Source organism: Peribacillus sp. YIM B13482, from assembly GCF_042787975.1.
Taxonomy (GTDB): Bacteria; Bacillota; Bacilli; order Bacillales; family DSM-1321; genus Peribacillus; species Peribacillus simplex_A.
In genome coordinates this window covers 1-12,918 of the sequence record NZ_JBHZPF010000084.1, presented here as the reverse complement: position 1 = coordinate 12,918, position 12,918 = coordinate 1, and the positions used below count along the sequence as shown (strand labels likewise).

The window sequence follows — 12,918 nt, the reverse complement described above, 5'->3', positions numbered from 1 at the left end:
GTAGATTCTCCTCACTTATTGTGTATGATTCTACATGCCCTTATTTTTATTGTCCAACTAAGTGTAACCTGTCCAAGATCCTCAGGAATAACGAGTGTTTCTTTGTAAATAATAAGGTTGTTAATAAATTAAGGAGGAGTTGTATGCAACAGGATCAACAAGCTAAAGCGAAATTGGGTTCTATTATGAAACCACAATTTTCCGGAACAGATGCACGAAAAGTAAAACAAGAAATTCAAAAAGATGTAAGCGAAGGACAAGGTGCAATGACTTCCCGAGAGGCAGGAGCAATGCGCGATTAAAAAACCACTTTGAGTGGTTTTTTATTTTTCTGCTTCAATTAAACACTTTACATCTCTCATTTCAATTTGATGGAGTTGCTGCAAACTTAATGATTAAGCACGGTTGGTTTGAAAGACCACCTCAAGCCATTGACCGTGAATATCTAGCTAAAGAAATAAACAAATAAATATAGCAGAAACATCTAGCTCAATACGTGTACATAATGTAAAAAGTTCAATATTAATCCTGTTAAAGCAAATAATAGTCCAATGTAAAACGTCCAAGGATTATCCTCTTTTTCAGAATCAAAGGTCAGGTAAGTAATAAAACCCAATTACAAAGATACGATAGGAATAATTATATACTGTGGCCCAAAAATAAAGGATACTAGACCTAATAATAGAGTTAGCATCCCATAAGGATTTTGTCCTTTTATAGTATTTAAATGCTCAATTTCCTCCGGGGTCAGGCCTTCGTGTTCGTACTTATTTATTATTCGTTTAAGCATCCCTTGCACCATCCCTTGAAAAATGATGTATATAACAAAATCAAGCTTACCATAATTGTGAATTATTGGTTATCTCAATTTGTAAAAAAATTGTAGTAACATCACCGTACCCTCTTACAACTTCCCTTATATGAAGGAGCTCTTTTTCTGACAATGTAATTCAACGAACGCACCCGTTACTTTAAGTGTATTAAATCCCAAACTTAGCTGGTTTTGTTTAATAAGAGAGATGTACTCAATACTAATTTTCATTTATTACAGGAATACTGCCCCTTTAGTTCCATAAAGAAAACGCTGCCTTAAAGACAGTTCTGATCTTTAGCTAACGCGTCTATAAGTTGAAGAAATAATAGTCAATAGCTATCCAATAAAAGAGTAATGCACTAATAAACCAAATTAAGTAGTCCTTACGCTTTTTGTCTCTAACTCGTTCATAACAACAGTTTAGAAACTCATTTTACCATAAAATTCCAAAATTGGATTTAAATATCATTTTACTATTCTCATTGTTTAGTATTTATTGTACAGTTCGAATACAATATGCTTGTTGAACTATCCTGCCCCTAGTTCCATAAGAAAAGGAGCTGCTGGTTTTTTCGTTAAGCCTTTATCGCTTCCACTGTTGAAGACCGCTATAATGCCATACGTTTCGCCGCCTTTTTTATCCATTTGCTTTATCATCTCTTTAGCAACAGCGCATTTGTTCAGTATCTGGGACCGTAATTTGTCCTTTTTCTTTGGTCAAATGGTCCATATTAGGCATTGGTGTTAACGACACAATCGTAACGATTATCCATAAGACAAGGAGAGGCTTCCCCAACTTTTTCATTTGATTTCACCTTTCCTTTATATAGGAATGAATATTCATTCCGTTTGTTGCGAAGCTACCCGAATCAAATGACTCTAATAGCATTCCATGCGCTTTCTTCAAGTTCTTTTAATAATTCCGGTGTCTCTGCTAGTTTCCCTGTCTCGATCATCTTAACTAACATTACAATTGGTCCATAAACCATCGCAATTAATGCAGATGACGGTAAGGGGCGAATATATCCTTTTTCCTTTCCATCCTCTATTACTCTTATAATGAAGTCCAGAAAGTCATTAAACGTTTCTTTACTATTCTCATCCAGATAATAACCATCATCATGAGAATTTATAAATATAAAAGCATTCACATTTTTTCTTGCAAAATCAAATATTCTAATTAAAATGTGGGTAAACTGTTCACGTATTATTGAATTAGAAGGAAAGTCGGTTCTTATGGCTTCAGAAAACTGAAGAACACATTTGATAAATAAAGAATTAACAAGGGATTCTTTATTGGCAAAATAACGATAAATGGTCCCAGCGCCCACTTTTGCTTGGTCAGCTATCATTGGTACTGTGGTTCCATCATAACCACGTTCCGCAAAAAGTTTCATAGCTGCTTCAAAAATATCATCTTGTTTGTTTTTGGACATTTCTCTCACCTCATATTAGGAATGAATATTCATTCTGTTTTTAATTATAGTTTAAAGTTGTTAAAAGTCAAGTAGTTTGAAGCTATGAACAGAGGTACTGTCAGAAAATGCGGATTTACAACCAGTATCTATATAATCAAAAAATAATTGTTGGATTTTCCCTTGCTTAGAATCGTTACACCTATCTTGTATACCCATATCTTTTACCAGACCTCTTGTAAGTGGCGAATAGCTATGAAAATGTGCATTTATTAATCCTGGTAAAATTAGATAGTTCGTACAATCAATTGTCTCCTCAGAATCTATTGTTGATTCGAAATGAATTGTTCCATCAAAAATTTATTATTATCCTATTACTTCTCCCAAAGCTCAATACGTCTTCCCTCTGGATCTTCAATCCAAATAAACTTTCCAAATTCATTAATCGTCTTTTCCATAACAAGGGGAACGCCCATATTTTCTAGATGTTTGATACTGTCATCCAAATTTTCAACTTGAAAGTTTAACATCACTTGTTGTTCTGTTGGAAAATAGGGGTCATTTTCAGAAAAGAAGGAAAAGATAGTTTCACTGCCTGATTGTGGTGTAATAATGGTACCATTCCAATTTTCAATTTCAATTTTCAGGACTTTACTATACCATTTTTTTATATCCTCTAGATTTTTAGTCCTCCAAAAGATTCCCCCAAAACCTTTTATTATCATAAGAATCTCCTTCCTATATCCATTAGTTATTTATTTAAATTCTAGTTTTGAAAGCGAATTCCTTCTTTCACTAACCTTCCCCGTTAGCCATTCATGAAGCGCAAAAATCAGCGCTTCACCACAGAGAATGAAAATTGGTCCCTATATCGATACTGTTTTAATGGCTGGTGAAGAAGGTCGTTAATTATGGTGCCTTTGAGACCATCCGTTAGTCACTCCAACAACCACGGTGTACCACCGACTGTGACACTTCTTTGGAAATTAAAAATTCGGAGCTAAATCTTTTGCTTGTGCAATAGCATTTTCTTTAATTTCTTGTGCTTTATCAGGCATTGCCGCATGTCCTTCAACGAATAAACCTTCAAAAGAAGGAACTCCGAAGAATTGCATAATGATATTTAGATATCGGTGACCCATTTCCATTTCAGCTAATGGCCCTTCGGAAAAAATACTACCGCGAGCTTGAATATGTATGGCCTTCTTATCAGTTAAAAGGCCAACTGGACCTTGTTCAGTGTATTTAAATGTTTTACCAGCAACAGAAACGGAATCAATATATGCTTTCAATACTGGTGGGAATGAAAAATTCCATAAAGGTGTTACAAATATATATTTATCGGCAGCTATAAATTGCTCACATAATTCTGAGAGTCGGCCAACTTTTGCTTTCTCTTCCGACGAAAGTTCTTCAAATCCCTTTCCAGATTGAAGTTTCCCCCAACCACTGAAAACATCCACATCAATTTCAGGAATATTTTCTTTATAAAGGTCAATGTTTACAATTTCGTGGCTAGGATTTACTTCTTTATAAGTTTCAATAAATGCTTTTCCAACAGCCATACTGTAAGATTGAGTGTCATCATGAGGATGAGCTGTAATGTACAATACCTTTGTCATTTTATATCTTTCCTTCCCTTCTACATCTTTGAACATTCTAGTTTGTGTAATAAATTAACATTTATACAATTACTTCGTGATTAATCTAAAGCCTAAGGTACAAAGTGTATAGAAAATAATAATCAATTAAAAATTTTCTAGTCTGTTTAGTGAGTGTATAGTTAGGAATTTTAGGGGGCAACATTATGAAAAAAGTTTGTATGACGAGAATCCCACCCGCTTTTATGATACGACCTATGCTCGGCCGCACGCACCTGTTAGCTTAAGTACAAACCTTCACAATCTTGCTAACCTGCCACGTGAGCTTAACAATGAAAACAAACTACAATACAAATATCATAGAAGCCATAACTAAAAATGGAAATAAAACAATTAGCAATATTGATGCTCCTGTCTTCCAATTATTTTTTATTTGAAGTAATTCCTTCTTAGCCTTTTCCTTATTTTTAAGCGACCATATAATAATTCCGACCCAATAAATTGCTAAAAATATATAGCTTGAAGTATCCATAAATTCACCTCTTATTACACTTTTCAATAATCAATGTTTAACAATCATACTTTCACAATTCTGCCCGTAATGGCATAAGAAAAAGGCTGCATCAGCAACCTTCACCTTTTAGTTGATTAAAAATTAATTCCGACTCAATCAGTTAAAATAAACTCTTTACTAAACGAACTATCATTCTTGGGATAAGAGTTAGTTAAGATGTTAAAAATCAATTCAGATAAGATTGAACCACAGATTTCATTCATTATGCCTTTAAAAAAACCTTTGCCTTTCTTTTTTTCTTTTATCATCATTTGTATCCTCTTTATCTTTCATAATTACTCCAATTATGTTCCAATTCCCTAAACCATTCCTTAATAATTCTGCCCCGTTTATTCAATAAGGAAAGCGATCCCTTATTAAAGAAATGCACCCTACAGATAATTAATGAAGAGCGCTATTGGTCTTTTTTAAAAACCCTTTAATTGTTGTATAAATCGAATATAACAATAACCCCCCCCCCCAAATAGCCATATCCCATATTCTTCACTAGGAAGATATTTATCTAATAAAGATTAATATTAGGCCTGATGTAAAAATGTTAAAGGCGTTTTAAAAAAATAATTTCTATTAAATTTCTTGTCCTTAAAATCATTAATTAAGCCTATAACCACAGACAAAATAATTAAATCAGTGACATTCATACGTTTTAACCTTCTTTTTTATTTTCAGCATAAGCGATAAAAAATTCTATTTCATATATAAAAATATTCCCACCTTGTTGAACTATCCTGCCCCTTTAGTGCATAAGAATAATAGCACGGATGCAGGAAGGGGAATTTGAGCAATAAATTTCAAAATATTCCCTTTATTAATTATAATAATTAATAAAGTTTTTTTGTAAATAAGGGGGAAAGATTTTTGGTTAATTATATTTGTGAAACATGTGGAGTCCAATATGAAGGTTCTAAAGAAGTACCCAATCAATGTTTGATTTGCGGGGAAGAAAGACAATATATTAGTCCTAAAGGCCAAACATGGACAACATTAGAACTGATGAAAAAAGATGGAATATTTAAAAATTCTATTAATCTTGACGAAGAGGGGTTATATAGCATAAATACTAGTCCGAGTTTTGGAATCGGACAAACTGCTTATTTAATACAAGATAAGAATTTTAATTTATTATGGGACTGTATTACATATATTGATCAAGATACGATTACCCAAATTGAAGATTTAGGTGGAATCGATGCAATAGCGTTATCTCACCCTCATTATTTCTCTAGTCAAGTGGAATGGGCCGAAGCTTTTGACACTCCGATTTATATTCATGAAGATGAAAGAGACTGGGTAACGAGGCCAAGCGAAAAAATCATTTTCTGGTCTGGAGAATCGATTGAATTACAGGAAGGTGTCATCCTTCAACGAATTGGCGGACATTTTAAAGGCGGCACCGTTTTAGAATGGAAAAATGGAAACAGCCAGAACGGAATATTACTAACTGGAGATATCATTCGGATCGTTGCTGATCGTCAATGGGTAAGTTTTATGTATAGTTATCCAAACTTCATCCCAATGCCAAGTGAAACAGTCGAAAGAATCGCAAATCGGGTTATTGATTTTAAATTTGGCCGTTTATATGACGCATTTCACCAAGTAATTAAAGAAGAAGCCCATAACCAAGTTCAAAAATCTGCAACTAGGTATGTTAAAGCACTAAATGGAACATTGTTTACAACATAAATACAAGTACGATAATTAATAATAAATCAAGGATAGTTTTCAATTTCGTCTACCGAAATGATTTAACTTTTTTACAACAGAAATGCTAATATCCGAAATCATAAAACGTTTTACTCAAACTTTATTCCAAACCAACAAAAGCCACCAAATTGGTGGCTTTCTTATGCTACTAACGCTCTGTTAGTTCATTAAGAAGAGCGATTCTGGAATATTGAAAAAAAGAGGCCATCCTTTTGACAGCCCCCTTTCCGCTAATTATAAAATTTCTAGTAGGGCTCGATATCATTATATTGGTCACTTCAGAATGTTACCACCTATACTTCAGAGAAGGTATCTCCAAAATGAATTGGTTTTCATTCTTTGAAAAAAACTATGAGAATACTGCAATTTTACGTGCGATAGATTCTGTTAAACGAGATGCTACTTTTGGAACAGCCCATTTAATAATTGGTGTTAACACCGCACCAGATAATCCGCCTGCATGGATTTCCACCGTACAAGTCATTATTGTTTCACCATTAACATCTTCTGCAGTAAAGTGACCGCTTCCTGTAAAATTATCTGATAAACCTTTTAGTTCAAACTTAATATTTGAAGGTTCATTCCATTCGGTAATATCTACCTGCGCTTGTATTGTTTTTTTAATACCTTTCACACTACCTTCAAATGTCCAAATAGATTGCTTGTCATTTATGATTTCATGTTCTTTATAGGCTGGTACTGTCGTTGCCCATTTTTCGAGATCACTGACATAATCCCAAACTGCTTGTACATCTACTGGAACTACTACAGTATGCGTTCCCGTTGCCATTATGATCCCCACCTTCACTATGTATGAATTGTAACTTTACATTTCTACAATATAATTATTACATAAAAAGCATAAACTTACATCACTAATTACATAGCTTTCCTTCTTCCAATCCTCCAATTATTTGTAGAATCAAGTTTTTCCGATCCTCCACAATCCGGCCCTTTAATGGAATAACAGGACTGACGTTTTTAAACGACTTTAATGTCACTTAACAGTATTCCTTATGGAACTATCCTACCACAAGAAAAAGGGTGCCTCAGTTGGGTTAAGCACCCATTATAAACATACATTAGATTTTTACATAAAAATTACCAGCTATTTATTAGAAGCTATAGAACATTATAAAAGGGTATGATTTATCTACTCTAAGGAGGTTTTCTAACATGACCAAGAAAAATCAACAGCAAAAACAAATAGACACTCAACTACCTGATGCAAACTTTACTGATACTGAATTAGGACAAGAACTTGCAAATATTCATCAAGAAGTTTCTCAATTAATTCAAACCGTGTCTCAATTTCGAGATTCTCCACAAGGTGCCCAAGCAAATCAAGCTTCAAACTCATCAGAAAAACAGATGGAATCATTTAGTTCTCAAGCTCACCAACAAATGCAGAAAACAGATCAACAAAGTCAACAAGAAGAAACTCCAAAAGAAAAACACAATATAAGAGATTATGATAGAGCATGGGAAGATGACCGTCTTTAATAGAGGGCATCTTCCTTTAATTCATTGACTCAAGTCCTTCATTTCTTCTTTCACTAACTTATCCCGTTTTTGCTTAAGAAAAGGAGCTTCTGATCAGCTCTTTGTAATAAAGTAAAGCACCTGTTAGTTGAACAAAGAGCAATCACCTTATTCAGCCATAGGTCTCGTGCCATTCATTTTTAAAGTCTATTTATCAATAAAGTCTATGTTATTGTCTAGACACCATTTAATCGCAATTTGTTTATATCGTTCGTCACGATAAGAATACCATTGGTCCTCCATTTCAAAGTCAATGATTTTGTCCCTAAATCTTCTAAAAGCACCCTTCCCCTTAATTGAACTTAATAATTTATCTTGTTTTCTTTCATCACTAACAGTAAAACAAAAATCTTCTATAATCTCATATTCATTTATTTCATATTTTGTTGGGAGTTCCTTGTAATTCTCAAAGTTTTCAAATACATCATTAGCAACTTTTCTATCTTCTTGTTCCCACTCAGGTAAATGCCCGAATTCTTCTTCATCTTCAGCTGCTCTCAAGTCATCCAAAGTTACTGAAATGATTTCACCAGTTTTTACATTTAAAAATGTCCGAGACTCATCAAACTGCATTTCCAATTCTTCAATAATGGCCTGAATCTTTACTGGATTTTTCAATTATTGATCACCCTTCAATTTTTTACTAATGCACCTGTTAGCATTCCTGTAGCTCGTTAAATATCAGGTTTTAAAAAAATAGAGCCCCTCAGTAAGATACGAGTATAGAGACCAATCTAACTCAAAGCCTTAAGGAGGAAGCTACTATGAATTTTAAAATGCAAAACAAAAAAAATCAACTAATTGAGAGAATTACGGATCAACATCCAGTTGTTGACGGACATACTAGAAAAACTACACGTTATTGTGAAGGAGGAATAGCTAAAATATGGCCCAATTGTTGAATAAAGATCAAATAGCACTCTTCAACTATCCTGCCCGATAGTTGCATAAGAAAATGGAGCTGTTTCCAGCCCCATATAGAAGTAAAGCACCCATTATTTCATTAAGGATCTACACTGTGAAATAATTATTGTCTCGAAACACCTAATTCCTTCCAACTTCGACTTATTGTACAATAAAGCTAAAAAGGTTTGAGGTATCTAATGATAAAAGGAAATTCTTATATTCTTGTTTTCTCCGTGCTTGTCTTTTTAATAATACTACTTGTTTCAACTACACCCATAATAATTAAAACTTTACTTGTTATTATAACGATTGGGTTTCTATTTCCTATTATTAGAAATATTCTGTTTAAAGATAAATTCAGAAAAATCAAAGTGGCTTTCTATTCATCATTGTCCTTTACCATTGGATTTTTTCTAATCTCTATGATTGAGGAACAATCATTTAATTTAAATGGAGAGTTATTTGGTTTTACTATTATTCTGCTTTTTTATAGTTTAATTGGAAATTTCGTTTATGGCTTACCTGTATCTCTAATTGCTGAATTTATCTCTATGAAGTTTTTCAATATTCGATTCTGGTTATCTGGATTAATTCATATTGGATTTGGGTTGGGTACATACTTTATTGAACCAGGTTTCTCTATACCTGCGATTATTTGCTCGATAATCTTTTTTGCTCTTGATGAAATCACTAAAAAAAATTCGCCTTCTTCTTCAACTAACCTGCCCCGATAGTTCATTAAGCAAAAAGGCCACCTGTCACTTTAAGAGTTATTTTGCACTATAAGTAAATATAAAAAGCCCAATTTCTCAGCACTAAAATTGAGAAATTGGACTTTTACCGTTACTTCGGAAAAGCGCCCTTTAATGGAATACCTAAAATATGATCTTAGTCTTAAAATCAATTAATTCCTCTTTCACGAAAGCCCCCGATAGTTTAAGTATAATATTTAACAATCGTAGACTAGTAAGCACGAGCAAACCAAACCGTATGTTTTGCTTCTTTACCACAATGAAGGCATGTGTGCTTTGTTGTCGGTGGGTTAAATGGAATGTTTCGTGTTGTGAATTTTGTTTTTTCTTTTACATTTTCTTCACAAGCATCCTCTCCGCACCAACCAGCTAATATCCAACCAGGAATTGTTCCATTTTGTTCGGATTCTGCTAGATGTTGTTTTAACTGTTCGATTGTATCGATATGTGTGTGTGAATTCTTCGCACGGAAAGCTTTTGCTTTTTCAAATAGACGAGTTTGCATTGTTTCAAGTTCTTTTTTAATGCTTTCAACAATTGATTCTAAAGGTACGGAAACTTTCTCCTCTACATCACGTGCTTTCATTAAACCTTGATTATTTACTAAATCACGTGGACCAAGTTCAATACGTACAGGTACACCTTTTAACTCCCATTCATTAAATTTATAGCCTGGAGATTGATCAGAATCATCAAGACGAACGCGAATTCCTTCCGCTTTTAAAGCTGCAAAGATTTCATCTAATTTCTCCATAATTGCATGGTTCTTTTTCCATGGACCAACTGGAATCAAAACAACTTGAGTCGGTGCTATTTTTGGTGGTAAAACAAGACCTTGTTCATCGCCATGAACCATGATGACCGAACCAATTAAACGTGTGGACGTACCCCAAGATGTTGTATGAACATATGCGTGTTTATTTTCTTTATTTAAATATTTTATATCAAATGCTTCCGCAAATTTTGTACCTAAGTAGTGTGAGGTACCTGCTTGTACGGCTTTTCCATCTTTCATCATTGCTTCAATGGAGAATGTATCAATCGCACCGGCAAAGCGTTCTAATGGTGTCTTTTGCCCTTCATAAACTGGAATCGCAAGTAATCCTTCTACGACTTCTTTATAAATAGTTAACATTTGCATTGTTTCCTTACGCGCATCTTCTTGATCCACATGAGCAGTATGTCCTTCTTGCCATAAAAATTCAGAGGTACGGATGAATGGAAGAGTTTTCTTTTCCCAACGGAATACATTTGCCCATTGATTAATTAAAACTGGAAGATCTCGATAACTTTTAATCCATTTTGAATACAAATGTCCAATCATTGTTTCTGAAGTTGGACGCAGTGCTAAACGTTCTTCTAATTTCTCTCCTGCTGCTTCTGTTACCCAAGGAAGCTCTGGTGAGAATCCTTCAATATGATCCTTTTCCTTTTCGAAGAAGGATTCTGGAATTAACATTGGGAAGTATGCATTGCGATGACCGGTTTCTTTAAACCGTTTATCCATCTCTTCTTGAATATGTTCCCATAATTCATAGCCATCTGGCTTAAATGCAATACAACCACGAACTGGGGTGTAATCCATTAAATCAGCTTTTTGAATCGTATCAATATACCATTTTGAAAAATCGTTTGTTATTTGTGACATCGTCTTTACCTCCTGAGAAAATGAAATAACTTTACAAAATAAAAAAAGCATAAAGAGTCCTTAAAAAAGGACGTCTTTACGCTAGTAGACGTGGTACCACCTTAGTTCGACATTAATAATAAATATTAAGTCCTCTAAACGTTTGTAACGAAACGACTCGGTTAATTTTTATCTAACATCTCCGTGGTAGGGTTCAATAAGAAGGGGTGATATAGCTTTCAGCCAAGGCTATATTTTCTGTTTCACAATCCTTATTTACTTGAGCACATCATTGATTACATATTTATAAATTAATATATCAATTTGCTAAAAGTAATTCAATTATTACTGTAACACAAACAAAAGCTACTACAAAAATAACTAAGCAGATAAAAATGATAGAAGCATTTAAATATTTACTCCTTCTTATAATCATAAAAAGAAATGTTTTAATTTTTGCTTGTTGAATTAACCTGCCAGTTACTTTAAGTATAAAATTTCACAATCTCTTCTAAACTTTAACCTAGAAATCCAATTTTCTTTAAAGGCGTTGCTCCATAATATGGTCCGATTGCTGAACAAAATTAAAAAAGCATTCTTTAGCTATCTGTTATTTAGTTCATAAATAAGGTTCCATAAACAGATATTTATGCTGCTAAAACAACTTTATCAAAAAACAACATGTTGATAATTTCATAAACGCTATTTGTTACAAAACTCGTGATTTAGTAAACAGTTTTTATTAAATAGTTAAATAATTTTTAGAGAATAGAACTAACGCACCCGTTAGTTTAAGTATAATCATTCACAATCTCTAATAACTTCTCTAAAATTTTTAAGTTATGTACAAAAACTATACTTTGACATCGCATAAAGTATGGAGATTATTTCAAGTAAAATAAAACTGCCAAGTTGATTTTTAAACTCACTTATTTATTGAGTTCATTAGTTGGAAGAAGTATTCAAGTTTGTGAGTCTTATTTAGGTTATACCACGAATGTAATGTATCTGGTGCAAATACATCTAATTTTTTCAGTACTTCCATCGCAAATTCCAAAGGAGCTACTCCTGATGCAGTAACCAAATTTTCACCAGTTACTACAGGTTCCATCTCATAAAAATTTTCTCCTTTATAATTAGGACAGACCATTTTAATATACTCTAAGCTATTGCTTGTATGCTTTCTAGAGTCTAGATACCCCATATTAGCTAGTCCCTCAGTTGCACCACAAATAGCAGCAACATTAGTGCCAAGCTTTAAAGCCTCGCCAATTTTTTTCAAGATAGGTTGATGAATAGCTTCTCCCCAAGTATTCCCTCCAGGTAGAATTACAAGATCTTTACTATCAAAGTTACATTCATCAAGGGAAATATCTGGTTTTATACTCAGTCCCCCCATCGTAGTAATAATTTCTTTATTCGCTCCTACTGTAATTACTTTTAAAGGTGCTAAATCTTTTTTGAAATATCTTCCTGAATTTAGTTCAGCAATTAAATATCCATATTCCCAGTCTGACATTGTATTAAATACATATAGATAAACTTTTTTTATTTTCATCCACTAACACTCCAATCATAATTTTCATAGTTTATTTTTTCCACATCAAAAGCTACTCCACCAAAAAAGAACGTGTGATTATATACCACAATTATCCAATTGTCTATTTCTTATGGAACTATCCTGCCCCTTTAGTTGAAGAAGAAAAATCAAAAGCATTGTTTAACAGAGTCTTTTTAAAGAAGTAACAATCAAAAAAAGTTCGTAAAGTGTACTATTATGAACAGTGTTTATCGACTGTAAAAAGCAATCTACTCCCCTTCAAATCACTATCACTTGGGGTACTAGGGGCAGTTCTAACGCAAAATAACCCCTGCCCAACTTTTTAAGGCTGGTAACAGAGGCAATTGCAGTAAAACCATTTAGGTGTTTCGAATTATAGTATTACCCCAAACATGGTTTGCGTATCCAAAGAGATTTAGCGT

Annotated in this window: 14 protein-coding genes, 1 pseudogene and 1 other annotated feature; of the genes and pseudogenes, 5 read left to right on the top strand and 10 right to left on the bottom strand. The window is 33.5% G+C overall.

Going from position 1 to position 12,918, the window contains the following annotated elements:
* Positions 1 to 143 precede the first annotated feature (143 nt).
* Entirely contained in the window at positions 144 to 302 is a 159-nt protein-coding gene (locus tag ACFX4L_RS23705; protein ID WP_176432076.1) for a hypothetical protein, read from the top strand.
* A 1,079-nt stretch (positions 303 to 1,381) separates the two neighbouring features.
* Here ACFX4L_RS23705 and ACFX4L_RS23700 read toward each other — a convergent pair.
* The 6 genes and pseudogenes from ACFX4L_RS23700 to ACFX4L_RS23675 form a co-directional block, all read right to left on the bottom strand.
* Positions 1,382 to 1,615 (bottom strand): annotated as a pseudogene (locus tag ACFX4L_RS23700) (MMPL family transporter); the annotation flags it as partial.
* Positions 1,616 to 1,683: 68 nt separating this feature from the next.
* Positions 1,684 to 2,250 carry a TetR/AcrR family transcriptional regulator gene (locus ACFX4L_RS23695; RefSeq protein ID WP_089364942.1) on the bottom strand — a complete coding sequence of 189 codons (567 nt, stop codon included), beginning with the start codon at positions 2,248 to 2,250 and terminating at the stop codon, positions 1,684 to 1,686.
* A 353-nt stretch (positions 2,251 to 2,603) separates the two neighbouring features.
* Positions 2,604 to 2,951 carry a VOC family protein gene (locus ACFX4L_RS23690; RefSeq protein WP_377386611.1) on the bottom strand — a complete coding sequence of 116 codons (348 nt, stop codon included), beginning with the start codon at positions 2,949 to 2,951 and terminating at the stop codon, positions 2,604 to 2,606.
* A 264-nt stretch (positions 2,952 to 3,215) separates the two neighbouring features.
* Entirely contained in the window at positions 3,216 to 3,851 is a 636-nt protein-coding gene (locus tag ACFX4L_RS23685) for an FMN-dependent NADH-azoreductase (RefSeq protein WP_089364940.1), read from the bottom strand.
* 322 nt (positions 3,852 to 4,173) lie between these two features.
* The gene (locus ACFX4L_RS23680; RefSeq protein WP_377386602.1) at positions 4,174 to 4,362 is read right to left on the bottom strand and encodes a hypothetical protein; all 189 of its coding nucleotides are present in this window, start codon (positions 4,360 to 4,362) and stop codon (positions 4,174 to 4,176) included.
* A 134-nt stretch (positions 4,363 to 4,496) separates the two neighbouring features.
* Positions 4,497 to 4,655: a hypothetical protein gene (locus tag ACFX4L_RS23675; protein WP_377386605.1), complete on the bottom strand. Its 159-nt coding sequence runs from the start codon at positions 4,653 to 4,655 to the stop codon at positions 4,497 to 4,499.
* A 607-nt stretch (positions 4,656 to 5,262) separates the two neighbouring features.
* Here ACFX4L_RS23675 and ACFX4L_RS23670 point away from each other — a divergent pair.
* Positions 5,263 to 6,087, top strand: a complete 825-nt coding sequence (locus tag ACFX4L_RS23670) for an MBL fold metallo-hydrolase (RefSeq protein WP_377406428.1) — start codon at positions 5,263 to 5,265, stop codon at positions 6,085 to 6,087.
* Positions 6,088 to 6,457: 370 nt separating this feature from the next.
* Here ACFX4L_RS23670 and ACFX4L_RS23665 read toward each other — a convergent pair whose 3' ends face one another.
* Positions 6,458 to 6,898 carry an SRPBCC family protein gene (locus ACFX4L_RS23665; RefSeq protein WP_089364937.1) on the bottom strand — a complete coding sequence of 147 codons (441 nt, stop codon included), beginning with the start codon at positions 6,896 to 6,898 and terminating at the stop codon, positions 6,458 to 6,460.
* Positions 6,899 to 7,284: 386 nt separating this feature from the next.
* Here ACFX4L_RS23665 and ACFX4L_RS23660 point away from each other — a divergent pair, with 386 nt between their 5' ends.
* Positions 7,285 to 7,611 (top strand): hypothetical protein, encoded by a 327-nt coding sequence (locus ACFX4L_RS23660; RefSeq protein ID WP_377406425.1) that lies wholly within the window; start codon positions 7,285 to 7,287, stop codon positions 7,609 to 7,611.
* A 186-nt stretch (positions 7,612 to 7,797) separates the two neighbouring features.
* On the opposite strand, the gene ACFX4L_RS23655 is transcribed toward ACFX4L_RS23660, so the two are convergent.
* Positions 7,798 to 8,268 carry a UPF0158 family protein gene (locus ACFX4L_RS23655; RefSeq protein ID WP_377386985.1) on the bottom strand — a complete coding sequence of 157 codons (471 nt, stop codon included), beginning with the start codon at positions 8,266 to 8,268 and terminating at the stop codon, positions 7,798 to 7,800.
* A 146-nt stretch (positions 8,269 to 8,414) separates the two neighbouring features.
* Here ACFX4L_RS23655 and ACFX4L_RS23650 point away from each other — a divergent pair, with 146 nt between their 5' ends.
* A complete protein-coding gene (locus ACFX4L_RS23650) occupies positions 8,415 to 8,552 on the top strand; it encodes a hypothetical protein (RefSeq protein ID WP_377406422.1) in 138 nt (45 codons plus the stop codon).
* A 201-nt stretch (positions 8,553 to 8,753) separates the two neighbouring features.
* Complete coding sequence (locus tag ACFX4L_RS23645; RefSeq protein WP_377406420.1) at positions 8,754 to 9,290, top strand: hypothetical protein; 537 nt, start codon at positions 8,754 to 8,756, stop codon at positions 9,288 to 9,290.
* 229 nt (positions 9,291 to 9,519) lie between these two features.
* On the opposite strand, the gene proS is transcribed toward ACFX4L_RS23645, so the two are convergent.
* Together proS and ACFX4L_RS23635 are read right to left on the bottom strand one after the other, a co-directional pair.
* Positions 9,520 to 10,956: a proline--tRNA ligase gene (proS, locus tag ACFX4L_RS23640; protein ID WP_377406417.1), complete on the bottom strand. Its 1,437-nt coding sequence runs from the start codon at positions 10,954 to 10,956 to the stop codon at positions 9,520 to 9,522.
* Positions 10,957 to 11,019: 63 nt separating this feature from the next.
* Positions 11,020 to 11,237: a binding site (T-box leader), on the bottom strand.
* A 623-nt stretch (positions 11,238 to 11,860) separates the two neighbouring features.
* Positions 11,861 to 12,493 carry a type 1 glutamine amidotransferase family protein gene (locus ACFX4L_RS23635; protein ID WP_377386973.1) on the bottom strand — a complete coding sequence of 211 codons (633 nt, stop codon included), beginning with the start codon at positions 12,491 to 12,493 and terminating at the stop codon, positions 11,861 to 11,863.
* Positions 12,494 to 12,918 lie beyond the last annotated feature (425 nt).

Excerpts from the sequence above, each read along its gene's own strand:
- ACFX4L_RS23705 (WP_176432076.1), top strand. The coding sequence starts at position 144 with ATGCAACAGGATCAACAAGCTAAAGCGAAATTGGGTTCTATTATGAAA.
- ACFX4L_RS23675 (WP_377386605.1), bottom strand. The coding sequence starts at position 4,655 with ATGATGATAAAAGAAAAAAAGAAAGGCAAAGGTTTTTTTAAAGGCATA.
- ACFX4L_RS23665 (WP_089364937.1), bottom strand. The coding sequence starts at position 6,898 with ATGGCAACGGGAACGCATACTGTAGTAGTTCCAGTAGATGTACAAGCA.
- ACFX4L_RS23635 (WP_377386973.1), bottom strand. The coding sequence starts at position 12,493 with ATGAAAATAAAAAAAGTTTATCTATATGTATTTAATACAATGTCAGAC.
- ACFX4L_RS23685 (WP_089364940.1), bottom strand. The coding sequence starts at position 3,851 with ATGACAAAGGTATTGTACATTACAGCTCATCCTCATGATGACACTCAA.
- proS (WP_377406417.1), bottom strand. The coding sequence starts at position 10,956 with ATGTCACAAATAACAAACGATTTTTCAAAATGGTATATTGATACGATT.
- ACFX4L_RS23645 (WP_377406420.1), top strand. The coding sequence starts at position 8,754 with ATGATAAAAGGAAATTCTTATATTCTTGTTTTCTCCGTGCTTGTCTTT.
- ACFX4L_RS23660 (WP_377406425.1), top strand. The coding sequence starts at position 7,285 with ATGACCAAGAAAAATCAACAGCAAAAACAAATAGACACTCAACTACCT.
- ACFX4L_RS23695 (WP_089364942.1), bottom strand. The coding sequence starts at position 2,250 with ATGTCCAAAAACAAACAAGATGATATTTTTGAAGCAGCTATGAAACTT.
- ACFX4L_RS23680 (WP_377386602.1), bottom strand. The coding sequence starts at position 4,362 with ATGGATACTTCAAGCTATATATTTTTAGCAATTTATTGGGTCGGAATT.
- ACFX4L_RS23650 (WP_377406422.1), top strand. The coding sequence starts at position 8,415 with ATGAATTTTAAAATGCAAAACAAAAAAAATCAACTAATTGAGAGAATT.